This window comes from Salinivibrio sp. SS3 (assembly GCF_001722105.1).
GTDB classification, from domain to species: Bacteria; Pseudomonadota; Gammaproteobacteria; order Enterobacterales; family Vibrionaceae; genus Salinivibrio; species Salinivibrio kushneri.
Genome location: NZ_MEBQ01000012.1, coordinates 20,463 through 42,269, shown reverse-complemented (window position 1 = coordinate 42,269; position 21,807 = coordinate 20,463). Strand labels below are relative to the sequence as shown.

Here is a 21,807-nt window from a genome sequence, read left to right as displayed (position 1 = left end):
AAACAGCGGATTACTGGTTCAGATAGGTGTCGAGTTCTTCACTGCCACCGATGTGACGGCCACCGATAAACACTTGTGGCACCGTGGCGCGACCGCTGACCGCACGCAAAGAAACCGTGGTAGCGTCTTTGCCAAGGATAATTTCTTCAAACTGAAGGCCTTCGTCGATCAGTGTTTGCTTGGCTTTGGCACAGAACGGACAGCCTGGCTTACTAAACACGGTGATCGAGTCTTGCAGTTTGTGTTCAGGGGCGATGTAGTCAAGCATGGTGTCAGCGTCAGACACTTTGAACGGGTCGCCTGGCTCGTTGGGTTCGATAAACATTTTCTCGACCACGCCGTTTTTCACCAGCATGCTGTAGCGCCATGAGCGTTTGCCAAAGCCAAGATCGTTTTTATCGACCAGCATGTCCATGCCATCAGTGAACTCGCCATTACCGTCAGGCAGGACATGGATGTTGTCGGCGTCTTGGTCAGCTTTCCACGCGTTCATCACAAAGGTGTCGTTGACGGACACACAGACAATGTCATCGACGCCGTACTGTTGAAAAACAGGGTACAGCTCGTTATAGCGTGGCAGGTGCGAAGATGAACACGTTGGGGTAAACGCACCTGGCAAGCTGAATACAATCACGGTTTTATTGGCAAAGATGTCATCGGTGCTTACGTCTTTCCATTGGTCGCCTTCGCGAGTACGGAAGGTGACTTGTGGTACGGGCTGACCTTCTTTTGTTGCTGTCATGAATCGTTCCTTTTGTTTTCAATCTAAGTGGTTAAGCGAGAAGTGACTCGCTGTGTTTTGATGGGTCTAGTATTGCTAAATAAGATTGATAGCTCTAATCGCTTGATGCTATGGTTTTGATAGTTATCCCCTATAGAAGAGGCAACGATGAACATTCGTGACTTGGAGTATCTAGTCGCGTTGGCTGAACACCGCCATTTTCGCAAAGCAGCTGAAGCCTGTTTTGTCAGCCAGCCGACCTTAAGCGGGCAAATTCGCAAGCTGGAAGATGAGCTGGGTGTGAGTTTGTTAGAGCGAACCAGCCGTCGTGTGTTATTCACCGATGCCGGTATGAGGTTAGTACAACAGGCACGTAACGTATTGAGGGAGGTCACAATTTTGACCGAATTGGCCAGTGAGCAAGGGGAAAGCATGACCGGCCCTTTGCATATTGGCTTAATCCCCACTGTCGGCCCTTACCTGCTGCCGAAAATTATTCCACTGCTGCGTGATCGTTTCCCTGATCTGGAGCTGTTTATTCACGAAGGACAGACGCAGCAGCTAGTGCAGCAACTGGAAGAGGGTAAACTCGATTGCATTATTCTGGCCTCAGTGGAGGAAACGCAGCATCTAAAAGAGCTGCCTCTTTACGACGAGCCGATGCTGCTCGCGGTCAATGAAAAGCATCACCTCGCCGATTGTGCCGAGGTGGCGTTAGATGTGCTGCAAGGCGAAACCTTATTAATGCTCGGTGATGGCCATTGTTTGCGTGACCAAGCGATGGGTTTTTGTTTTAAAGTGGGCGCGCGTGAAGATCAACGCTTTCGTGCCACGAGTTTAGAGACCTTGCGCAACATGGTGGCCGCAGGAAGTGGGATCACCTTATTACCACAATTGTCTGTTCCTGCTGATAAGCGAGATGGTGTGGTGTATATACCCACCACGTCACCAACGCCATCTCGCCAAATCACGCTCGATTACCGTCCTGGCTCGCCGCTACGAGGACGTTATGAGCAGCTGGCTGACGCTATCCGTGAACAAATGACCGACGTGATGAGTGATCGCCACCGCCACTAGCTTATCGCGTGACGTGGATATAAAAAGACGCCCGCATGATGATGCGGGCGTCTTGATGGAGGCTATTGACGATGCGACAGGGTCAGAACAGCGACTCTGTGCCTGACTCATAAATGTTGCCATCCGGCTGTGACGATACATACTCGGTGGGTTCAGTGCCTTTTATAAAGTACTCAAACATCGACGTATGATCGGTTTTTCTGGTTAAAAGCCCGGTCTCACGGTCAATCCGCACTTTCACAATACCAGGGGGGACGGCTTTATTCTGCTCAGGCACATCCGCGAGAGCATGCTGCATAAAATCAATCCATGCCGGTTCCGCTGTTTTTGCGCCTGATTCTGCCCCGCGGATAGGCTGACGCTCGTCGCCTAGATTGGCATTGCGAGTGGTGCGCCCAAGCTTGCGCGAATGATCATCAAAACCGACCCACACGGTGGTGACAATCCCTGGGCCGTATCCGGTGTACCAGGTGTCCTTGGAGTCGTTGGTGGTACCGGTTTTACCGCCGATATCGCGTCGTTTGAGGGCTTGCGCGCGCCAGCCCGTGCCATTCCAGCCTGTCCCATAGCGCCAATCACCGCCACCCCAGATGTTGCTTTGCATCATCTCGCGTACCAAAAATGCATTTTGTTCATCAATGACTTGTTTGGCATGACGCTGTGTGGTGGTGTCATCTTGCGCGAGCAAATTCTGCTCATTAAACGGATCGGCTTGTTCCGTTTGCTGCTCGCAATTATCACAAATCACTGGTGGGTTAGCGCGATAAATCTCTTCACCGAATGGGGTTTCGACCCGATCAATGATAAAGGGCTCCATAAAATAGCCGCCATTGGCAAACACGCTAAAGCCCTGTGCCATCTCAACCGGCGTCAAGCTCCCAGCGCCAAGTGCAATCGCCTCTGCACGCGGCAAATCATCACGCTTAAAGCCAAAGCGGGTGAGATAATCTAGGGTATCATCCAGTCCGACACGACGTAGCACCCTTACCGCCATCACGTTTTTCGACTGTGCCAGACCCAGTCGCGCTCGCAGTGGCCCTTCATAACGTGGCGGCGAGTTTTTCGGTCGCCAGGCCACGCCTTGACTGCGATCCCAGCGATTGATGGGGGCGTCATTAATCAAGGTGGCGAGTGTCATGCCCTCATTCACTGCGGCGGAGTAAATAAATGGCTTGATACTTGAGCCCACTTGGCGAACTGACTGTGTGGCACGATTAAACTTGCTATGGACAAAGTTAAAGCCGCCCACCAGTGCTTTGATTGCCCCCGTTGAGGGTGACATAGAGACCAAGGCTGTATTAGTGGTAGGGACTTGGGCCAAATGCCAGCTGTTATCCACTTGGCGAATAAATATTTGTTGGCCACTGGCGAGGAACTCGTCAGCACGTTTGGGCGCTGGGCCTTGGCGACTATCAGTGATATAAGGTCGCGCCCAGTCTAGCCCTTTCCAAGGCAGTTCGATTTCACGACCATTGGGCCCAATAACCTGTGCCGATTGCGCTTGGACATCGATCACAACCGCTGGCTCTAGTGGGCCGTAGCTGGGCTGCTTGGCAAGATGGTCGACAATCCGCTGGTGCTGCCAACGCTGGCTTGGCGCTTGCCACAAGGTCGCAACGGGGCCACGGAAACCATGGCGGCGATCGTAGGCGAGAACGTTTTCTACTGCCGCCTCATTCGCGGCGCGTTGCTTATCAGCATCAACGCTGGTGAAGATACGCACCCCTGAGGTATAGGCGTCTTCGCCAAACTGCTCAACCGCCCATGCGCGGGCCATTTCTGCCACGTAAGGTGCGGACAGTTCAATTTCAGCCCCATGATAGCGGGCCACAATAGGCTCATTCTTCGCTTGCTGATACTCGGCATTGGAAATATACCCCTCTTTCAGCATCCGCCCCAGCACCACATTCCGGCGATCGGTGGCGCGCGAGAGCGAATACAAAGGGTTCATGGTGGAGGGGGCTTTGGGTAATCCGACAATAACCGCCATTTCGCTCAAGGTGAGTTGATCAAGGGTTTTGCCAAAGTACACCTGGGCGGCTGCTCCCACCCCGTATGAGCGATAGCCTAAAAAGACCTTATTAAAGTACAGCTCGAGGATTTCTTCCTTGCTAAGCAGTTGCTCAATATGCACCGCGATAAAAATCTCTTTTATCTTGCGCATAATACGTTTTTCGTTAGAGAGGAAGAAGTTACGCGCCAGCTGCTGGGTGATGGTACTGGCCCCTTGCTTGGCCGTACCTGACATCGCCACCACCACCGCGGCGCGGGCAATGCCGATAGGGTCAATCCCTGGATGTTGATAAAAGCGACTGTCTTCTGTCGCAATCAATGCATCAATCATGGGCTGAGGGATGTCCTCGAGCATGACGGGGATGCGACGCTTTTCACCAAACTGGGAGATCAACGCCCCATCGGCGCTATAAACCTGCATCGGAGTCTGCAGTTCGACACTTTTGAGTGTCGCTACATCGGGGAGGTCAGGTTTTACATACAGGTAAAACCCAAAGATTGTAGTGACTCCAAGCACTGTGCAAACCAGTGCAAAGATAAGCAAACGCTTTATGAACTTCACCTGAGATTTCCCGTTCTATTGCCATTGAGCCGTTCAATAATCATACGTGAGTAGTATAAAGGCACCAGCATTAAAAATAACCCGTGATGCGGTCAGTTTTGTAAATACTGACTTCACGCTAACGTTGGGAGCCTAACACGAAATGATGCGAAGTTCGGCAGTTTTAGGTCTCGCTTTGGGCCGACAGACGAGTCATGCGGTGGCCATTCAGCCATCGTCCGCGACTCAGCAGGTAGTCAGCTTACACACACTGGCTACCGATCACGATGATCACTTGGTTGAGTCAATTAAAACGCTGAAAGCCGACATGCTCGAGCCGCTGCCTTGGTACCAGCGCTGGATGACGAGTGTGGTGATTGGTGTCGATGACGACACTGTGATCAGCAAAACATTAACGGCGGCGGATGTCGATGATCCGCTAGAGCAAGAAGCGATGGTCGGGCAGGCGCTGAGCCAAGCGCTCAATATGGACATCAGCGATCTCCTGTTCGACTTTTCTAAAAAAGACGTCGGGACGCAGCCTGGCGACGCACATTACCAGGTAACCGCATGCCGCCAATCCACGCTAGCGCCCATCCTTGCCGCTTGTCACCAGGCCAAGCTAAACGTGAGTGTGGTTGACCGACAACAGCATGGTCTTCAAGCATTGTATGAGGCGTTAGTGGCCTACCATCAACCCGATGCTTGGCCCCTTTGGTTACATGTGTGTGCGGGGGCACTAACGGTCACCGGAAAACGCACCGATGGGGAGGATTACCAGCAGCGATTATCGCTGACGTCCCCGAGACAGGCTGACGCCGATGACCTGTCCTATCAGGTGCTATGCCAACATATTGAACACGCCTATCACGCCTACCTGACGCAACCTGGTAGTCACTCTGATGCCAGCGTTTGGTTAAGTGGTGATTGGCCGGAAGCGATGCGCTTTCCGGCTCAGATAGCGTGCCATTTTATCAATCCTGGTGCGCCGTTTGGTTGTGAAAACTTGAATGCCCCCGCCACTGTGGCACTTGGGCTGGCTCTGCGAGGTGCGCAATGATGGCGATTAACTTATTACCATGGCGGGCACAAGCACAGCGCCGCCAACAGCGTGCCTTCGCCATGGCCACGCTGATGGTCGTGGCAGTAACACTCCTGTTTGGCTGGACAGTCACGGCAGTACAGCAGCACAGGATCGCGATTCAGCAAGAACGCAACCAACAACTCGAACAAGGTATCAAGCAGTTTAAACACACCTTGGCTCAGTTTGAGAAACAAGACACGCAGCGTCGCGCGTTGCAGTCACGATTGGGGCTGGTAAACCAATTGCAGCAACAGCGTAATAATGTGACCGCCGTACTCAACTTTATTCCTCGTGTGATGCCCCCTGGGGCCTACCTTACTCGCATTGCACAACAGGCGGAGCGCATCAGTCTAGAAGGTTGGGTTCATTCCAACGCGGAGCTTGCGCGTTTACTGGCCTCACTGGAAACGGACCAAGCCGTGGACGATCTGGATATAGAGACGGTCGTCACGAATGGCAAAGCGGCTGGGCCCAATAAACGCTTTACGCTCAGCTTTTCCTTTACCCAGTATGTTGCCCCCGAACGATTAAGTGGCGAGGAGGATGCATCGTGATCGAATGTGACTGGCGAGATCTCCCCTTTGCACCGCGATGGGTCAAGCTGAGTGTATGGCTCTTCTTGGGCGGGATAATCTTAAGCCTCATTTGGGTGGTGGGGATTGAGCCGCAACATGCGCAGTGGCAGCGAGTGAACCAGCAAGAACAACCATTAAAAGCCCAGTATCGAAAGCTTGCGCATGAAGTGGCGGGCTTGCCGGATGTTGAAGCGCAACTCAACGCGTTGAATCAACAGTATAACCAGCTGATCGCGCAGTTGCCCGAAGAAGAGGAATTGGCGGAATTATTGGCGGGCATTAGCGACGTTGGGGGGCGCCATCAACTCAATTTCGACACTTTAGCTTGGCGGCCTCGTCGGCAGGGGCAATGGTTGGATGCGATCCCCATCGATATTGTCTTACACGGGCAGTATCGAGACATTGGCGCATTCAGCGCTGATATCGCGGCAATGACGCGTTTGGTGTCACTGCAAAACTTTACCCTGACGCGTGACCAAGCGTCACCAGCCGACGACTTACGACTGTCAGTGTCGGCCACCACCTATCGATACACTGGCCCTGATGGGCGTCGTTAATCATGGTAGTAAGGAGCAGTATGAGACGCTACGGGTACATCTTTCTAGCACTTCTCAGTGGCTGTCATCATGATCATACCGACATTGATCAGTTTATGAGACAGGCAAAATCGCACGCCGAGGTGAGCGCCACCCGGATCCCGCCCGCGCCAACCTACCAGCCGCTTGCTTTTTCCGCGAGCGGTCGCGACCCCTTTTTTCTTGCGCCTGATAGTCGACAGGATCTCGCAGCAATGGGGGATTGTTGGCAGCCCACTTCGGGAGAACTGACGTCTCCACTGACGGCGGTGCCACTCGATCAGCTTCAGATGACAGGCAGTTTAACCAAAGGTGAGCAGAGGCAAGCACTCATGGCGTTACCTAGCGGTTTGGTGCGCAAAGTGAAGCGGGGAGACCGATTAGGACCGCATCATGGTCGTGTGATTCAGGTAGCACCTAACCAGGTGAGAATTAAACAGTTGTTGCCAGATGGGTTGGGTTGCTGGCAGCCGCGTTTTGTGACTTTGTCAACCCACCCCGGCGTGTCGGAAAAAGGATGGCGTGAATGAAAGCAAGCAGGGTAAAACGCACACTCGGATCAGGACTAGCGCAAGCTGTCATTGTGACTATTTTCGTTTGTGGGATGGTATGGAGTACCGTTGTGGGGGCCGCTGAGGCAGTGACTTTAGTGCAGGCGCAACTTACGTCTCCCACGCCGCAAGAGACGCAGATCAGCTTGCGTTTTGACAGTGCCTCGGTGATGGCGGACTTTCGCCAGTTGAGCCCTAAGCAGCTTATGATTCGATTACCTCAGGTGGTCGTCAAGCCAGACTTACTTGGGCGGATGAAAGGGCAAGAGACGGGGTTGCCTGTGAACGCCGTTCACATCACCCAGGTCGCAGGCTACACCAAGATAGAAATTGATGCCCAGCAAGCGATGACGTTTGATTACCAACAACAGCATCAGCAATTAATTATCACCTTGCGCGACGCCGATCCGGCGACCGCCCAAGCCCCTGATCCCGATGCACCGATTTCCATCAATTTCCAAGATATTCCTGTGCGGGCGGTGTTACAACTGATTGCCGAGCAAAATCAATTTAATTTGGTGACCACTGACAGTGTGCAGGGCAATATCACCATGCGTATCGACGGAGTACCCTGGCAAGATGTGCTGGATGTGATTCTCAGGGTCAAGGGGTTAGACAAGCGCCAACGTGGGGATGTGATGTTAGTGGCCCCTCGTAAAGAACTGATGGCGCAAGAAAAACAAGATCTCGAGATGGCGCAACAAGCAGACGCGCTGTTGCCTTTGTCTTCTGCCGTGATCACCGTTAACTACGCCAAAGCCGCTGACGTCGCGGCGTTAATCCGAGGTCAGGGGCAGGGAGTCAGCTTGCTGTCTCCTCGTGGTGCTGTCTCACTCGATTCGCGCACCAATGCGATCATCATCCGTGATATCGAGAAGAACATCGATCGTATTCGCACGTTAGTGAGTCATTTAGATGTGCCGGTTAAGCAAGTCGAGATAGAGGCACGCATTGTGACTGTTGAGCAAGGCTCAGTGGATGAACTCGGTGTGCGCTGGGGGCTATTGAATCGAAATGGCTCAACCACGGTTGGTCCGTCTGTGGAAGGTAACTTGATGTGGGATAGCAATGTGACGGGGCAAGGGCCTGAAAGCTTAAACGACGCGGCGACAGACGGCGTAAATATGGGGGACTTTCTCAATGTGAACCTCGCGGCTGCGAGCCCTTCCGCCTCAAGCATGGCGATGCAAGTGGCGAAGCTCGGCAATGACCTTCTACTCGATTTGGAGCTGTCGGCACTTGAAAGTGAAAGGAAAGCAGAAGTGGTATCCAGCCCTCGTCTGATCACCACCAATAAAAAAGCGGCCTACATTGAACAAGGGACAGAGCTGCCTTACCTTGAGGCGTCTTCAAGCGGTGCGGTGGCGGTGTCGTTTAAAAAAGCGGTGTTGAGCTTATCGGTGACCCCACAAATTACGCCCAACAATACGCTGGTCTTGGATTTAAAGTTAACCCAAGATATGCCCGAAAAAGCGGTGGTGGCCGGAAAAGGCGAAGCGATGTCGATCAGTACCAAGCGCATTAATACCCAAGTGTTGGCGGAAAATGGTGAAACTGTCGTCTTAGGGGGGATCTTTCAGCAAACCATGATCAACAAAGAGACCCAAGTGCCGCTGTTGGGGGATATTCCGTTGGTTGGTAACCTGTTTAAGCACCAGTTAAAAGACCATGCAAAACGTGAACTTCTGATCTTTGTGACCCCTAAAATCGTCACAGACTAGGTTAGGTGTTGCCAAAGGGGCCACTGTCCTGAGATAATTTTTAATCTGATCACGAAATATCTGTGAGGAATTGGCGCCTCGGGCTTTTTTCATTAAGCCTGCGGGCGGTGTTGTCTTATTTAACCGCGCGTAAAATTGCTTAAAATGGCTGAAAAACGAAACATCTTTTTGGTAGGCCCTATGGGGGCTGGTAAAAGCACAATTGGTCGTCATCTCGCTCAGCAACTTCATATGGAATTCTATGATTCTGATTCAGTGATTGAAGATCGTACTGGAGCAGACATTGCATGGGTATTTGACGTTGAGGGTGAAGAAGGTTTCCGTAAACGCGAAGAAAACGTGATAAACGACCTCACTGAAGAGCAAGGTATCGTTCTCGCGACTGGCGGTGGCTCGATCATGAGCAAAGAAAGCCGCAACCGTCTCTCTGCTCGTGGTGTGGTGGTGTATTTAGAAACCACCATCGAGAAGCAGCTGGCACGCACCCAACGCGATAAGAAACGACCACTATTACAAACTGACCAACCACGTGAAGTGCTTGAGTCGTTAGCGGAAGAGCGTAATCCTCTTTATCAAGAAATTGCTGATTATGTTGTCCGTACTGACGATCAAAGTGCCAAAGTGGTGGCGAATCAAATCATGGCGCTGTTAGAGCAGCAATAACCAAACACAGGACCCGACCATGGAACGGATAGACGTTAACCTAGGGGCACGTAGCTACCCTATCTCGATCGGTGAAGGGCTGTTAGCTGATGCTAGCCTATTTGGGAGCGTCCATTCGCGTCGGGTTGCTGTCATCAGTAATGAGACAGTGATGCCGCTATACGGCGACGCACTGGTCTCAACCTTAAAACAGGCAGGCGCGGCGGATGTCGCTCGCTTGAGCCTCCCCGATGGTGAGGCTTACAAGTCTTTAGAGACGTTTAATACCATCAATACCTTCCTATTAGAAAACAATTACAACCGTGATGTGGTACTCGTCGCGCTGGGCGGCGGCGTGATTGGTGACATCGTTGGTTTTGCCAGCGCCTGCTATCAGCGCGGGGTGGACTTTATCCAAGTGCCCACCACGTTATTGGCGCAGGTGGATTCATCGGTTGGTGGCAAAACAGCCATTAATCACCCACTGGGCAAAAACATGATTGGAGCTTTTTATCAGCCCCAAGCGGTGGTGATTGATACGCAAGTGCTTAGTTCTCTACCGCGTCGTGAGTTCGCCGCTGGTATGGCCGAAGTGATCAAATACGGCATTATCGCCGATGCGTCTTTCTTTGATTGGCTAGACAGCGAAATGACGGCACTGACAGCGCTCTCGCCGGATGCGCTCAGTTATGCCATTCGCCGCTGTTGCCAGATAAAAGCCGATGTCGTCGCACAAGATGAAACCGAAGCGGGCATTCGTGCACTCTTAAACTTGGGTCATACGTTTGGTCATGCCATTGAAGCTGAAATGGGATATGGCAACTGGCTTCACGGTGAAGCGGTCTCGGCAGGGACGGTGTTGGCGGCTAAAACGGCGCAGCGACACGGTCTTATTGAGCCAAAAACTGTGTCACGCATCACTGCCTTACTGGAAAGTGCGGATCTTCCCATACAGGCACCCAGTGAGATGAACTACGATGCTTTTATTAAGCACATGATGCGTGATAAAAAAGTGCTTTCAGGACAGTTGCGCCTGGTTTTGCCGACAGCGATAGGCCAGGCTCAAGTGGTTGCAGATGTGCCCCATCAGTGTATTGCTGATGTGATTGATGCCGGTTAACCATTGAATGCATGACAGACACTTTTGATACTCTAGCATTGGATCTGGAAAGCCAAACCCAGCTCCTTTCTCGACTGCAATTTATTACCCGCTTTAGCGCCAACTTACTCCAAGTGACTGGGCCTGAGGGGGCAGGTAAAACCTGGCTCAGTGAGCGCTATATGGAGCAGTGGGCAGATGCGCATGTTCACGCCTTATTGGCGTGCCATACCGCCCAGAGCGATGCACAGCGCCGCGCTATCTTGTTGCGGCAAATTGTTAAAGATGGCGTGTTTAACGAAGCCGACCCGCTTATCGATAGCCTCACCATGATGCTCGATGGCGGAGGGTGCGATGCCTTATTGGTGATTGATGATGCGCACCGTTTGACCCCAGGCTTGTTGTCAGAGTTGTGGGCCTTGGTGCAACACGCACAGCATCAGGCTAATTGGCGTATCAATGTGGTGCTTTTCGCGCTCCCTGGAAAGTTGAACAAGTGGCTAAGCCAGGTGTCCTACGGGCACGAGCAAAAACCCCTGGAGCTGGAAATCTCCCCCCTCAATGAGGGAGAAGCCGAGATGTTTATTGATGTGTTGGCGGTTACCCAGCGCATCGGTGGCGAGAAAAAGAAACAGTGGTTAGCCAAACTTGCCAATCAAACCGTTTACCCCGGCACCATTATGGGAAAGGACAATCAGGAGACAGGCGCTGTGAGTAAAGATAAGAAAAAGCCCGCTAAAAACAACAAACCCTTCTTAATGCTGATTCTAGCTGTGGTATTGATGATCCTTGGAGCCGGTGCAATTTGGTGGGTATTTCCAAGCCAACAAGCTGACTCTGCGTCAGAGGCGGTGCTTCCTGAAGGGCTCAAGCAGTTAGACGATTTGCTCAGTGAACAAGAGGAGCAGACGATCACTGACCCGCAAACAACGACCCAAACAGATGTACAACCTAGTGCGTCTAACGCGGACGCGGGGAGTGGGACGATTGCCTCGCCATCTAGCGATAATGGTGCGGTAACGGAAGATCAGGCCGCCCTGCCAGACGATATCAATGGGGAAGGGCTGACTGTCGGGCGCAGTGATGAAGGCCAGCGAGTCGTGGTACCGGATGACGTGGTTGATGCGATTATTGATGAACAAGATGCCGGGGGAGACGGTACCGACGCCGTTGAGGAGCCGTTAGCCAGCGAAATCAGTGAGGCAGTGCCTGCACCTGCGGCACCGCAAACCACCGCTGATAACAGCGCGAGTTCAGATCAAGCGACCGATGAGGGCGCAACGGCGTCGCCGACCAACTCTGAATCAGACAATCGCAGCCAAAACAATCTCAGCCAGAATGAGGATGGGCTGCCATTCGCGCCACAAGCTTTGCTTAATGTTCCAGCCCAGCGTTATGCCTTGCAATTGGCCGCGCTGCAATCGCGGCAAGATGCCGTTGCCTTGATTGAGGATTATCAATTGGCTGACCGCGTGCAGGTGTACCAAACACCGCGAAACAACGCGACCTGGTATATGGTCTTGTTAGGTGACTATGCCAGTGTGACGGAAGCGCGTCGTGCTGAATTAAACTTAGCGGATAATGTCCGTGCACTGCAGCCTTTTGTGAAATCATTCAGTCAGATTCATCGCGAAATTAACCGAGCGAATGGCCAGTAAAATCCGCTGATTGATGACGCAAAATAGGGTACAATCCGCCCCTTTTCAGACCGCAGAGATAGATTAGGGGCAATGAGAAAGCATCGCGCGTTTCTAAAGTGGGCGGGAGGTAAGTACTCACTGGTTGATGACATTCGTCGTCATCTTCCTGAGGGTGACACGCTGATAGAGCCCTTTGTTGGGGCCGGATCGGTGTTTCTCAATACCGATTATGACCACTATATCTTGGCGGACATCAATCCTGATCTGATCAACTTATACAACATTATAAAACAAACGCCATCGCGGTTTGTGACGGATGCGCGCGCGTTTTTCTGCCAAGAGTACAACCAAAAAGAGCGTTATTTGGATGTACGCCGCGAGTTTAATCTCACCACGGATCCCTACTTACGTTCACTGTTTTTCCTTTATATGAATCGTCACGGCTTCAATGGCTTGTGTCGCTACAATAAAAAGGGTGGCTTTAATGTCCCCTTTGGCTCCTACAAGAAACCTTACTTTCCGGAAAAAGAACTGGCGGTTTTTGCTGAAAAAGCGCAACGGGCAGAGTTCGTGTGTGAGGGGTACGCGGAAAGCTTTGCCCGAGCAAGCAAAGGCGACGTGATTTACTGTGATCCGCCGTATGCGCCGCTCACCGCCACGGCAAACTTTACCACCTACGCCACCAATGGCTTTACGCTGGACGATCAAGCCTTACTGGCCGAACAGGCTGAGCAGGCCTCTGTCAGCCAAGGGGTCCCGGTTCTTATCTCTAATCATGATACGCCTTACACCCGCCGCCTATACCGTGGCGCGTCGTTTAATGTCGTGAAAGTGAAACGCACCATCAGCCGTAATGGCCAAGGTCGCAATAAAGTGGATGAGTTGCTGGCACTGTTCGCTCCGCCGTCTTCTGAGCAGTAACGCTTCCCTCCATCTCGACCGTTAGGCCAACACACTGACTAACGCCAGCAAAGCGGCGACAAAGATCCCAATCATCACCACACCGGTGATGATATACGCCGCCGGCGAATCATGGCCAAAATCTCGCTCGCGATTTTGTTGCGATTGGACGCCAAATAATGCCGCGATGACGCTTTTCATAACGTCAATGAGCCTAGGTTTTTTATCCATGATGCCTCCTTTTTTGGCGCCTCTGTTTACTCTAGTCAAGCGACGATAACTTGTCAGTGTCAGCGATGAGAAAACCGCGAACGGGTAAGACTTCACGGCCAATATCGGGTAGAATTGCGGCAACTTTTTGGTAATTGAGGCGACCGTGCTATGAAGGATTTTTTGATCGCGCCATCGATTTTATCTGCTGATTTTGCGCGACTGGGTGAAGAAGTGGACAAGGTGCTCGCCGCGGGGGCGGACGTAGTCCATTTTGATGTGATGGATAATCATTATGTCCCCAATCTCACCTTTGGTGCCCCGGTTTGTCAGGCGTTACGTGACTATGGCATTACCGCCCCCATTGATGTCCACTTGATGGTTAAGCCGGTTGATCGGATTATTCCGGATTTTGCCAAAGCTGGCGCGAGTATGGTGACGTTTCATGCCGAGGCCAGCGAGCATATCGATCGCACGTTACAACTGATCAAAGAGCATGACATGAAAGCGGGTCTGGTCTTTAACCCGGCCACCCCGTTGCACCATCTTGACTTTGTGATGGATAAGTTGGATATGATCTTGCTGATGTCGGTCAACCCGGGGTTCGGCGGTCAGTCATTTATTCCTACCACGCTTGATAAACTGCGGGCAGTGCGTGAGCGTATTGATGCCAGCGGTCGAGACATCCGTCTCGAAATCGATGGTGGGGTGAAAGCGAACAATATCGCGGATGTTGCTGAGGCCGGCGCAGATATGTTTGTGGCGGGCTCCGCCATTTTTGGTCAGCCGGATTACAAGGCTGCCATTGATGAAATGCGTGCCGAACTGGCAAAAGTAGAAAGGTAATGAAGTCGTATGAGCCTGCGTTATATTGCATTTGATTTAGATGGCACCTTAGTCGATAGCGTGCCAGATTTGACCCAAGCGCTACAGATGATGCTGGCGGATTTGGACCGACCCACAGTGAGCGTGGCCGAGGTGACCGGCTGGATTGGCAACGGTGCCGATATCATGATCCGTCGCGCCTTGTCGCGCGCCCATGCGCACGACCCCGATTTAGACCCAGCCTTAGTGGCACAAGCCAGAGAGCGCTTCAATTTCCACTATGAAAACAATGGGCACGAAAAGACGGTATTGTACCCTGGGGTGAAAGACACCTTGAACCACTTACACCAGCAAGGTTATCAACTCGGGGTGGTCACCAATAAGCCCTACGCCTTTGTGCCGGCCATTTTAGCGGATTTAGGCCTGGCCGAATTATTTACCGATGTGATCGGCGGCGATAGCTTATCGACCAGCAAGCCTGATCCTGAAGGCCTACACCTGCTTCGCGACAAGCACGGGTTAACCAATGCCCAGATGTTGATGGTCGGTGATTCAAAAAATGATATTTTAGCGGCCCAGAATGCCGGATTCGCCTCCGTCGGCCTGACCTATGGCTACAACTATGGCGAGCCTATCAGTGACAGCCGACCTACCTATATCTTGGATCAGTTTAGTGAGTTAGTTTCTGTGGTTGCTAACCACTCCGTATAACGCGTTTAATAAGTAAATTAAGACCGCCCCCACGGGCAATATGTAAAGGAATCAAATCATCATGAGTCAACCTTCAAAACCCATTGTATTGAGTGGTGTGCAACCCTCTGGCGAGCTAAGTATTGGTAACTATCTAGGCGCGTTGCGTCAGTGGGAACAGATGCAAGATGATTATGACTGCCAATATTGCGTGGTGGATTTACATGCGATCACCGTCCACCAGGATGCTGACGCGTTACGCGAAGCCACGCTTGATGCCTTAGCCCTTTGCTTGGCGGTGGGGGTGAGCCCAGAAAAAAGTAACCTGTTTGTGCAGTCACACGTGCCTGAGCACGCGCAACTGAGCTGGGTCCTTAACTGTTACACCCAAATGGGTGAGCTAAACCGGATGACCCAGTTCAAAGATAAGTCGCAGCGCCATGCTGAGAATATTAACGCGGGATTGTTTAGTTATCCGGTATTGATGGCGGCAGACATTCTTTTGTATCAAACCAACCAGGTGCCCGTTGGTCATGACCAAAAGCAACACCTGGAGTTGGCGCGTGATGTGGCGACTCGCTTTAACAATCGTTATGGCGATGTATTTGTGCTCCCAGAGCCGTATACACCCGACGTCAATGCCCGGGTAATGAGCCTGCAAGATCCGACCAAAAAAATGTCTAAATCGGACGATAATCGCAACAATGTGATTGGTTTGCTGGAAGACCCTAAAGTGATCGCGAAAAAAATTAAACGTGCGGTGACTGACTCCGAAGAGCCACCACGGGTGCGTTTCGATATTGCGCAAAAGCCAGGGGTGTCTAATCTGCTTGGATTATTGTCGGGCGCCACGGGTGAGTCGATTGACGCGCTCGAGCAAGCCTACGAGGGCAAGATGTACGGGCATTTGAAAAAGGATACCGCAGACGCGGTGGTCGCTATGCTTGAGCCGTTGCAAGCGCGTTATCACGAGTACCGTGCCGATCGCGCATTGCTTGATAGTGTGATGCAAAAAGGGGCTGCTCATGCCTCGGCGCGCGCGCAAGAGACATTGCGCAAAGTCTATGACGCAGTGGGCTTTGTTCCTCGCGTATAGCACGTCACTAAACGATGGCAAAAGCAGCGGGTGAAAGCTCGCTGCTTTTTTTTAACATAACTGAACCAGCTTCTCACTTCTAATTACTTCATCAATAATCGCTGATTCCGGTGCGATTCATATCACGTCATATCCTGTACCTATCATGAATAATACACTCGATTTTCGAGTAAACACTCAATTACGTGAAGGAACAGGTATGAAAAAGCCAATGATGTGGTCACCGCTTGCGCTGGTAATGGCGGGGATTGCACTACCCGCGGCGGCAAAAGCGCCACTTACCGAGAGCTACCAATGTGGGGTGACCACCCCGACCCCCATTTATGCCATTCAAGGTGATGGTGCACGGAGCCCGCTCGTCCCAGATGGCCAATATAGCTCAGACAAAACCTATGCCGTACAAGGGGTGGTGACGGCGATTACCCAAGGCCTATACAAAGGGGTCTGGATTCAAGATCCGCAAGGCGATGGTAACCCGGCAACGTCCGACGGATTGTTTGTCTATTTGCGTGACGCGCAAGACTTAGACTTGGTGCCCGGTGATACGCTTTGTGCCAGCGGGAAAATTAAAGAGTACTACGGCCATACCCAGCTAGGTGTCACGGACGGACAGGTAGCAAAGGGGGCTTACCAAGGTGACGTGCTACCCACTGCTATCCGTGTGGGGGCCGAGGAAACCCTCGATCAGGCACTGGAGCGCTATGAAGGCATGAAGGTGACCATGGACGCTGACAGTGAATTAGTGATCACCCGTAATTTCGGTTTTGATTACGATGCGTTCCGCAACAACATGGTGTTATCGCATCAGGCCCCTTTGTATAAACCGACACAATGGCATCCAGCATTAACACCAGGTGCTGAGGCGCTGGCAGAGAAAAATGCCCAAAACCAGCTTTATATTGAAACCGATAAAAAAGCGAAAGATGGCGAGATCCCGTACTTCCCTGGCCTCGATGCCGAGCAAGGCTATTTGCGGATTGGCGATCGCATCGAACGGTTAAGTGGTGTGCTGGGCTATAGCTATAGCCAGTATCGTCTGGTGGCGACTAACACCATCACCGCTGGGGATATTGTGCATCGCAATGACCGTCAAGCGGCGCCTAAAGCGGTACCAGGCACAGATATTAAGGTCGCGAGCTTTAATGTGCTTAACTACTTTACTAGCGCCAGTGCAGTCGGTGGCCCACTCAATGTCACTTGCGAGGATCAGGCGGATGCCGATGCAAACCGCGGCTGTAATCGCGGGGCAAAAACGGCGGCTGAGTTTGAACTGCAACGCGCGAAAATCGTTAACGCGTTGACGGCAATGGATGCTGATATCGTTGGGCTGATGGAGATTGAAAACAACGGCTTTTCAGCGGGTAGTGCCATCGATGATCTGGTGACTCAACTTAACGCCCAGTTTGCTGATCCCCGTGATCACTACCAATTTGTTGAGCCGAGTGAGGCGGAGAAAACCCAAGGCGCTTACTTTGGCTCTGATGCCATCATGGTCGGCATGATTTATCGTCCGGCGACAGTCGCATTAGCAGGTGATGCTCAGGCTATCCCAATGCCGGAACAGCATATCAGTGGCGAAAGCCCAGACGGAGAAACCAAGACACTCGACAAATACCAGCGTGATAGCTTGATCCAACGCTTTATGGTCAATGATCAACCTTTGAATGTGGTGGTGAATCATTTTAAATCAAAGGGCTCGGGCTGTTATGAAGATTGGATTGCCGGCGAGTTTGATAGTGAAACGGCTGATCTGCAGGGGCGTTGCAATGAGTTCCGCGTCTCGGCGGCGGTGGCATTAGGTGAGCGATTAGACACCGTAGATGGCGATGTCCTGATCTTGGGTGACCTAAATGCGTACGCCAAAGAAGATCCTGTTCGTGTGCTGACGGACTATCAGCGTCGCGAGGGGCAGCGCGACATTCTCACCGCTGCGGGCACCGAAATTCGTGGTGTGCCTATGCATGCAACCGGCCAACCCGTGGAAGAGGGATTGGGGTATACCAATCTGGCCACCGACTGGTTAGGGGACAAAGCCTATTCATATTCGTTCTCGGGTGAGCTGGGTGCGTTAGATCATGCTTTGGCCAATGCCAGCTTGGCGAGCAAAGTGGTTGGCGTGGAAGAGTGGCACATTAACTCGGTAGAAAGCACGCTGTTTGAATATAGCCTCAAATATACCGGCGATTTGGTGAAATCGGACAATGTGTTCTCATCCTCTGATCACGACCCTGTCTTGATCTCGCTTGACTACCCAGAGCCTGTGGTGCCTGTTTCTGTGACCGTGAACAATCGCAGCATTTTACCCATTGTACCGCTGCTTAATGGGCAAAAAAGCCCGGCTCATGCGTGGATGAAATGGCGCGCGACGCGCACGTTCAACCAAGCCAGTCCTTTGGTTCAATCCTTGGAGTTAACCGCAGATGACCGTATCGCGGTGTCGGTAAAAGCCTTGGGGCTGTTCCCTGTTTATTGTGGTCGTGCGCCTGCCGATACGCCGATGACAGTGACATACACTGGCTTTCGCTGTCAGTTAAACCGTTAACCAATAAGCGTCGTCCCAGGTTCACGCTAGGATGACGCTCTATAAGCACTGTGTTAGCATCATGCCGGTTTTCAATCGCATGGCCGAGCACAGTGCTTCTTATCATCGATAACTACGATTCTTTCACCTATAACTTGTATCAATACTTTTGTGAATTGGGCGCGTCTGTTTGCGTCAAACGCAATGATGCGATTAGCTTGGCGGAGATAGAGGCGATGGCGCCCACGCATATCGTGGTCTCGCCAGGCCCTTGTACCCCCGATGAGGCGGGGATCTCGCTGGCGGTGATTGAGCACTTTGCGGGAAAGGTTCCCCTTTTAGGTGTTTGTCTAGGCTACCAAGCCCTGGCGCAAGTATTTGGTGCTAAGGTGATACGCGCAAAGGCAGTGATGCATGGTAAAACATCGCCCGTCGACCACAAAGAACAAGGTATCTTTGCGCATTTGCCAAGCCCGCTTACCGTCACGCGATATCACTCCTTAGTGGTGGATCTACACAGCTTACCTGCTTGTTTGATGGTAACAGCGACCACCACGGAGGCGGATGGGCGCGAAATCATCATGGGGTTAAAACACCGAGAGCTGGCGGTAGAAGGGATACAATTTCATCCAGAAAGCATTCTCACCCAAGAGGGGCATGCGTTACTGGCCAACTTCCTCCAACAATAACCCCGTCAACTAAAGGTCACGACCGTTTTAAGCGCCATGACTTGGGGCCATCTCAGTCGTGCGCTATTACACACCATTGCACTAAATCGCGATCTTTATCACTAATTTTACATTTCGCGATTTTTGACTGCCTTATCAATGGCTGCAACCTTATGCAGCCTGGGTATTCTCTCCCCTCAGTCTTGCCTATTTGGCATCATAGCCTTGCTTGCTCTGCGCTTCTCCCTGCTCACAGTTTATGCATAACTATCTCTGTAAACTGCATGAGTTCGGTTACCCTGCTGAAAACAAAACATAATCTGCTATTGCTGCAGTTAAAATAATGTAAATACTATGCGTCATAGATAAAACACAGAAGGATTGAGTGATGACAATGGAGCACAAAGTAGAACGTAAACTCTTCGACGAAGTCATGGTGCCATGTTACAACCCAATGCCGATGATCCCGGATCATGGTAAAGGGTCGCGTATCTGGGATCAGGAAGGTCGAGAGTATATCGATTTTGCCGGTGGTATCGCGGTGAGCTGTTTAGGTCATTGTCATCCGGTCATGGTGGATGCACTGACTGAGCAAGCGCAGAAGCTGTGGCACTTGAGCAATGTGATGACCAATGCGCCCGCGTTGCGCCTCGCCAAACGCCTCACCGAGCTTTCCTTTGCCGACCGCGTGTTTTACGCGAACTCAGGCGCCGAAGCCAACGAAGCAGCGCTTAAACTGGCGCGCCGCTGGGCAAAAGAGGAGCACGGCGAGCACAAAAGTGAAATTATCGCGTTCACCAAAGGTTTCCACGGTCGCACCTTCTTTACCGTGACAGTGGGCGGTCAGCCTGCCTACTCTGACGGTTTTGGTCCAAAGCCTGGCGATGTTACCCACCTTCCTTACAACGATATTGCCGCATTGGCTGACCATATTTCCGATCGCACCTGTGCGGTGATGATGGAGCCATTGCAAGGTGAAGGTGGGATCGTGCCGCCAGAGCCAGGCTTTTTGCAGGCCGTGCGCGAGCTGTGTGATAAGCACAATGCGTTGCTGATATTTGACGAAGTGCAAACTGGCAATGGCCGTACTGGTACCTTCTATGCCTATCAAGAATCAGGGGTCGAGCCAGACATTCTGGCGACGGCTAAATCATTGGGTGGCGGTATCCCCATTGGTGCCATGCTTACCACCGAACGTCTCGCGGCACATATGAAGCCGGGTGTTCATGGCTCCACCTATGGCGGTAATCCATTGGCGTGTGCGGTGGCAGAAGCGGTGGTCAATGAAGTGACCAAGCCTGACGTCTTAGACGGTGTGATGGAGCGCGAGCAATGGTTCCGTGATGGTTTAGAAGCGATTAACGATAAGTACGGCATTTTCAGTGAAGTCCGTGGCAAAGGCTTGCTACTCGGTGCGGCACTGAACCAAGACTGGGAAGGCCGTGCACGTGATATTCTGGTTGCCGCGGGTGAAGAAGGCCTGTTGGTATTAGTCGCCGGCCCAAATGTGGTGCGGTTTACTCCCTCATTGGTGATTACCAAAGCCGATATTGAAGAAGGGATGGCACGCCTGGAGCGCGCGATTGCGAAGGTTGTTGCAGGATAAGCGACCTCATACACTCGGAGGGATTTGAGATGTTAGTTATTCGGCCTATCCGTGCATCAGATTTTGATGCACTGATGTTGTGTGCGGAAGCGTCCGGCCACGGGTTTACCTCGTTGCCGGTAGATGCCGATTTGCTCCAAGGGCGAATTGATAATTCGTTAGAAAGTTTTGCCAAAAAGGTGACTGAACCTGGCCCGGAAGGGTATTTAATGGTCGCTGAAGATTTAGAAACCGGCGAAATTGCGGGAACAACAGGTATCGAAGCCGCGATTGGTCTCGACAATCCATTTTACAGTTACCACCTGACTAAGGTGGTGCACTCGTCGCGTAAATTGAATGTGCACAACATTGTGGAAGTGCTGACGTTTGGCAACAACTACACCGGCACCACAGAGATCTGCACCTTATTTATGCGCCCTGAGTTTCGTGGCGGCCTAAACGGCAAGCTTTTATCTAAGTGTCGGTTCTTGATGTTGGCACAATTTCCCGAGCGTTTCGCAGACGTGGTGTTTGCAGAAATGCGTGGCGTGTCGGATGACGACGGCAACTCGCCGTTTTGGCAATGGTTGAAGGATAACTTCTTCAACATTGACTTCACGTTGGCCGACTACCTCACCGGGATTGGGGCCAAGGGCTTTATTGCCGACTTGATGCCAAAATTACCGATTTACGTGAGCTTACTCAGTGAAGAAGCACGTGCTGTCATTGGGCAAGTGCATCCAAATACCCGTCCAGCACTGCGTTTGTTGGAAAAAGAGGGCTTTTCGTGCCGAGGTTATGTCGACATCTTTGATGCCGGCCCCACGGTAGAATGCTTACGTCACAATATCGAATCCGTGCGTCATTCTTTCAACGCCTCGGCAAGCGTCAGAGAGCACAGCAGCGCGCAGGACTATTTAATATCGAACACGGAGTTTGCCGGTTTCCGCGCCACGGCGGCGAAAGCGGCGGTCGATCATGAAACCAATCAGGTAGTGATTAGCCCCGCGGTAGCAGACGCATTGAATGTAAAAGAAGGCGATCAGCTGCGTTTGATTGCCATGGAGGGATAA

At 51.9% G+C, this 21,807-nt stretch carries 20 protein-coding genes; 17 read left to right on the top strand and 3 right to left on the bottom strand.

Annotation, left to right across the window (positions count from 1 at the left end):
* Positions 1-10: 10 nt before the first annotated feature.
* The gene (locus tag BGL48_RS06325) at positions 11-742 is read right to left on the bottom strand and encodes a glutathione peroxidase (RefSeq protein WP_069361864.1); all 732 of its coding nucleotides are present in this window, start codon (positions 740-742) and stop codon (positions 11-13) included.
* 147 nt (positions 743-889) lie between these two features.
* On the opposite strand from BGL48_RS06325, the gene oxyR reads away from it, so the two are divergent.
* A complete protein-coding gene (oxyR, locus tag BGL48_RS06320; RefSeq protein WP_069361863.1) occupies positions 890-1,798 on the top strand; it encodes a DNA-binding transcriptional regulator OxyR in 909 nt (302 codons plus the stop codon).
* An 82-nt stretch (positions 1,799-1,880) separates the two neighbouring features.
* Here the strand turns inward: oxyR and BGL48_RS06315 are convergent, their stop codons facing one another.
* Positions 1,881-4,373 carry a penicillin-binding protein 1A gene (locus tag BGL48_RS06315; RefSeq protein WP_069361862.1) on the bottom strand — a complete coding sequence of 831 codons (2,493 nt, stop codon included), beginning with the start codon at positions 4,371-4,373 and terminating at the stop codon, positions 1,881-1,883.
* 142 nt (positions 4,374-4,515) lie between these two features.
* Here BGL48_RS06315 and BGL48_RS06310 point away from each other — a divergent pair, with 142 nt between their 5' ends.
* The 9 genes from BGL48_RS06310 to dam all read left to right on the top strand — a co-directional run bounded on the left by BGL48_RS06310 (position 4,516) and on the right by dam (position 13,160).
* On the top strand, positions 4,516-5,412 hold the full coding sequence (locus BGL48_RS06310; protein ID WP_069361861.1) for a hypothetical protein: 897 nt from the start codon (positions 4,516-4,518) through the stop codon (positions 5,410-5,412).
* Positions 5,409-5,990 carry a PilN domain-containing protein gene (locus tag BGL48_RS06305; protein WP_077458671.1) on the top strand — a complete coding sequence of 194 codons (582 nt, stop codon included), beginning with the start codon at positions 5,409-5,411 and terminating at the stop codon, positions 5,988-5,990. The genes BGL48_RS06310 and BGL48_RS06305 overlap by 4 nt, the downstream gene beginning before the upstream one ends.
* Entirely contained in the window at positions 5,987-6,568 is a 582-nt protein-coding gene (locus BGL48_RS06300) for a type 4a pilus biogenesis protein PilO (RefSeq protein ID WP_158012902.1), read from the top strand. The genes BGL48_RS06305 and BGL48_RS06300 overlap by 4 nt, the downstream gene beginning before the upstream one ends.
* Before the next feature lie 20 nt (positions 6,569-6,588).
* The gene (locus tag BGL48_RS06295; RefSeq protein ID WP_069361859.1) at positions 6,589-7,116 is read left to right on the top strand and encodes a pilus assembly protein PilP; all 528 of its coding nucleotides are present in this window, start codon (positions 6,589-6,591) and stop codon (positions 7,114-7,116) included.
* A complete protein-coding gene (locus tag BGL48_RS06290; RefSeq protein ID WP_069361858.1) occupies positions 7,113-8,858 on the top strand; it encodes a type IV pilus secretin PilQ in 1,746 nt (581 codons plus the stop codon). The genes BGL48_RS06295 and BGL48_RS06290 overlap by 4 nt, the downstream gene beginning before the upstream one ends.
* A 144-nt stretch (positions 8,859-9,002) precedes the next feature.
* Positions 9,003-9,521, top strand: a complete 519-nt coding sequence (aroK, locus tag BGL48_RS06285) for a shikimate kinase AroK (RefSeq protein ID WP_025739049.1) — start codon at positions 9,003-9,005, stop codon at positions 9,519-9,521.
* A gap of 19 nt (positions 9,522-9,540) precedes the next feature.
* Positions 9,541-10,620, top strand: coding sequence for a 3-dehydroquinate synthase (aroB, locus tag BGL48_RS06280; RefSeq protein ID WP_069361857.1), 1,080 nt, complete (start codon positions 9,541-9,543; stop codon positions 10,618-10,620).
* 11 nt (positions 10,621-10,631) lie between these two features.
* A complete protein-coding gene (locus BGL48_RS06275) occupies positions 10,632-12,257 on the top strand; it encodes an AAA family ATPase (protein ID WP_069361856.1) in 1,626 nt (541 codons plus the stop codon).
* A 72-nt stretch (positions 12,258-12,329) separates the two neighbouring features.
* Complete coding sequence (gene dam, locus BGL48_RS06270; protein WP_069361855.1) at positions 12,330-13,160, top strand: adenine-specific DNA-methyltransferase; 831 nt, start codon at positions 12,330-12,332, stop codon at positions 13,158-13,160.
* A 21-nt stretch (positions 13,161-13,181) separates the two neighbouring features.
* Here the strand turns inward: dam and BGL48_RS06265 are convergent, their stop codons facing one another.
* Entirely contained in the window at positions 13,182-13,370 is a 189-nt protein-coding gene (locus BGL48_RS06265) for a DUF2970 domain-containing protein (RefSeq protein ID WP_069361854.1), read from the bottom strand.
* 150 nt (positions 13,371-13,520) lie between these two features.
* Between BGL48_RS06265 and rpe the strand changes: the two genes are divergently transcribed.
* The 7 genes from rpe (at position 13,521) to astA (ending at position 21,807) form a co-directional block, all read left to right on the top strand.
* Positions 13,521-14,195, top strand: a complete 675-nt coding sequence (gene rpe / locus BGL48_RS06260) for a ribulose-phosphate 3-epimerase (protein WP_069361853.1) — start codon at positions 13,521-13,523, stop codon at positions 14,193-14,195.
* 9 nt (positions 14,196-14,204) lie between these two features.
* A complete protein-coding gene (locus tag BGL48_RS06255) occupies positions 14,205-14,885 on the top strand; it encodes a phosphoglycolate phosphatase (protein WP_069361852.1) in 681 nt (226 codons plus the stop codon).
* Positions 14,886-14,946: 61 nt separating this feature from the next.
* A complete protein-coding gene (gene trpS / locus BGL48_RS06250; RefSeq protein ID WP_069361851.1) occupies positions 14,947-15,960 on the top strand; it encodes a tryptophan--tRNA ligase in 1,014 nt (337 codons plus the stop codon).
* A gap of 199 nt (positions 15,961-16,159) precedes the next feature.
* Entirely contained in the window at positions 16,160-18,502 is a 2,343-nt protein-coding gene (locus BGL48_RS06245; protein ID WP_069361850.1) for an ExeM/NucH family extracellular endonuclease, read from the top strand.
* Between the two features lie 92 nt (positions 18,503-18,594).
* Positions 18,595-19,170, top strand: a complete 576-nt coding sequence (locus BGL48_RS06240; RefSeq protein ID WP_069361849.1) for an anthranilate synthase component II — start codon at positions 18,595-18,597, stop codon at positions 19,168-19,170.
* 367 nt (positions 19,171-19,537) lie between these two features.
* The gene (locus BGL48_RS06235; protein WP_069361848.1) at positions 19,538-20,755 is read left to right on the top strand and encodes an aspartate aminotransferase family protein; all 1,218 of its coding nucleotides are present in this window, start codon (positions 19,538-19,540) and stop codon (positions 20,753-20,755) included.
* Between the two features lie 29 nt (positions 20,756-20,784).
* Positions 20,785-21,807: an arginine N-succinyltransferase gene (astA, locus tag BGL48_RS06230; protein ID WP_069361847.1), complete on the top strand. Its 1,023-nt coding sequence runs from the start codon at positions 20,785-20,787 to the stop codon at positions 21,805-21,807.

What these genes read in the sequence shown, in the direction of transcription:
- BGL48_RS06325 (WP_069361864.1), bottom strand. Translation starts at nt 742, where the DNA reads ATGACAGCAACAAAAGAAGGTCAGCCCGTACCACAAGTCACCTTCCGT.
- oxyR (WP_069361863.1), top strand. Translation starts at nt 890, where the DNA reads ATGAACATTCGTGACTTGGAGTATCTAGTCGCGTTGGCTGAACACCGC.
- BGL48_RS06310 (WP_069361861.1), top strand. Translation starts at nt 4,516, where the DNA reads ATGATGCGAAGTTCGGCAGTTTTAGGTCTCGCTTTGGGCCGACAGACG.
- BGL48_RS06305 (WP_077458671.1), top strand. Translation starts at nt 5,409, where the DNA reads ATGATGGCGATTAACTTATTACCATGGCGGGCACAAGCACAGCGCCGC.
- BGL48_RS06295 (WP_069361859.1), top strand. Translation starts at nt 6,589, where the DNA reads ATGAGACGCTACGGGTACATCTTTCTAGCACTTCTCAGTGGCTGTCAT.
- BGL48_RS06290 (WP_069361858.1), top strand. Translation starts at nt 7,113, where the DNA reads ATGAAAGCAAGCAGGGTAAAACGCACACTCGGATCAGGACTAGCGCAA.
- aroK (WP_025739049.1), top strand. Translation starts at nt 9,003, where the DNA reads ATGGCTGAAAAACGAAACATCTTTTTGGTAGGCCCTATGGGGGCTGGT.
- aroB (WP_069361857.1), top strand. Translation starts at nt 9,541, where the DNA reads ATGGAACGGATAGACGTTAACCTAGGGGCACGTAGCTACCCTATCTCG.
- BGL48_RS06275 (WP_069361856.1), top strand. Translation starts at nt 10,632, where the DNA reads ATGACAGACACTTTTGATACTCTAGCATTGGATCTGGAAAGCCAAACC.
- dam (WP_069361855.1), top strand. Translation starts at nt 12,330, where the DNA reads ATGAGAAAGCATCGCGCGTTTCTAAAGTGGGCGGGAGGTAAGTACTCA.
- BGL48_RS06265 (WP_069361854.1), bottom strand. Translation starts at nt 13,370, where the DNA reads ATGGATAAAAAACCTAGGCTCATTGACGTTATGAAAAGCGTCATCGCG.
- rpe (WP_069361853.1), top strand. Translation starts at nt 13,521, where the DNA reads ATGAAGGATTTTTTGATCGCGCCATCGATTTTATCTGCTGATTTTGCG.
- BGL48_RS06255 (WP_069361852.1), top strand. Translation starts at nt 14,205, where the DNA reads ATGAGCCTGCGTTATATTGCATTTGATTTAGATGGCACCTTAGTCGAT.
- trpS (WP_069361851.1), top strand. Translation starts at nt 14,947, where the DNA reads ATGAGTCAACCTTCAAAACCCATTGTATTGAGTGGTGTGCAACCCTCT.
- BGL48_RS06245 (WP_069361850.1), top strand. Translation starts at nt 16,160, where the DNA reads ATGAAAAAGCCAATGATGTGGTCACCGCTTGCGCTGGTAATGGCGGGG.
- BGL48_RS06235 (WP_069361848.1), top strand. Translation starts at nt 19,538, where the DNA reads ATGACAATGGAGCACAAAGTAGAACGTAAACTCTTCGACGAAGTCATG.
- astA (WP_069361847.1), top strand. Translation starts at nt 20,785, where the DNA reads ATGTTAGTTATTCGGCCTATCCGTGCATCAGATTTTGATGCACTGATG.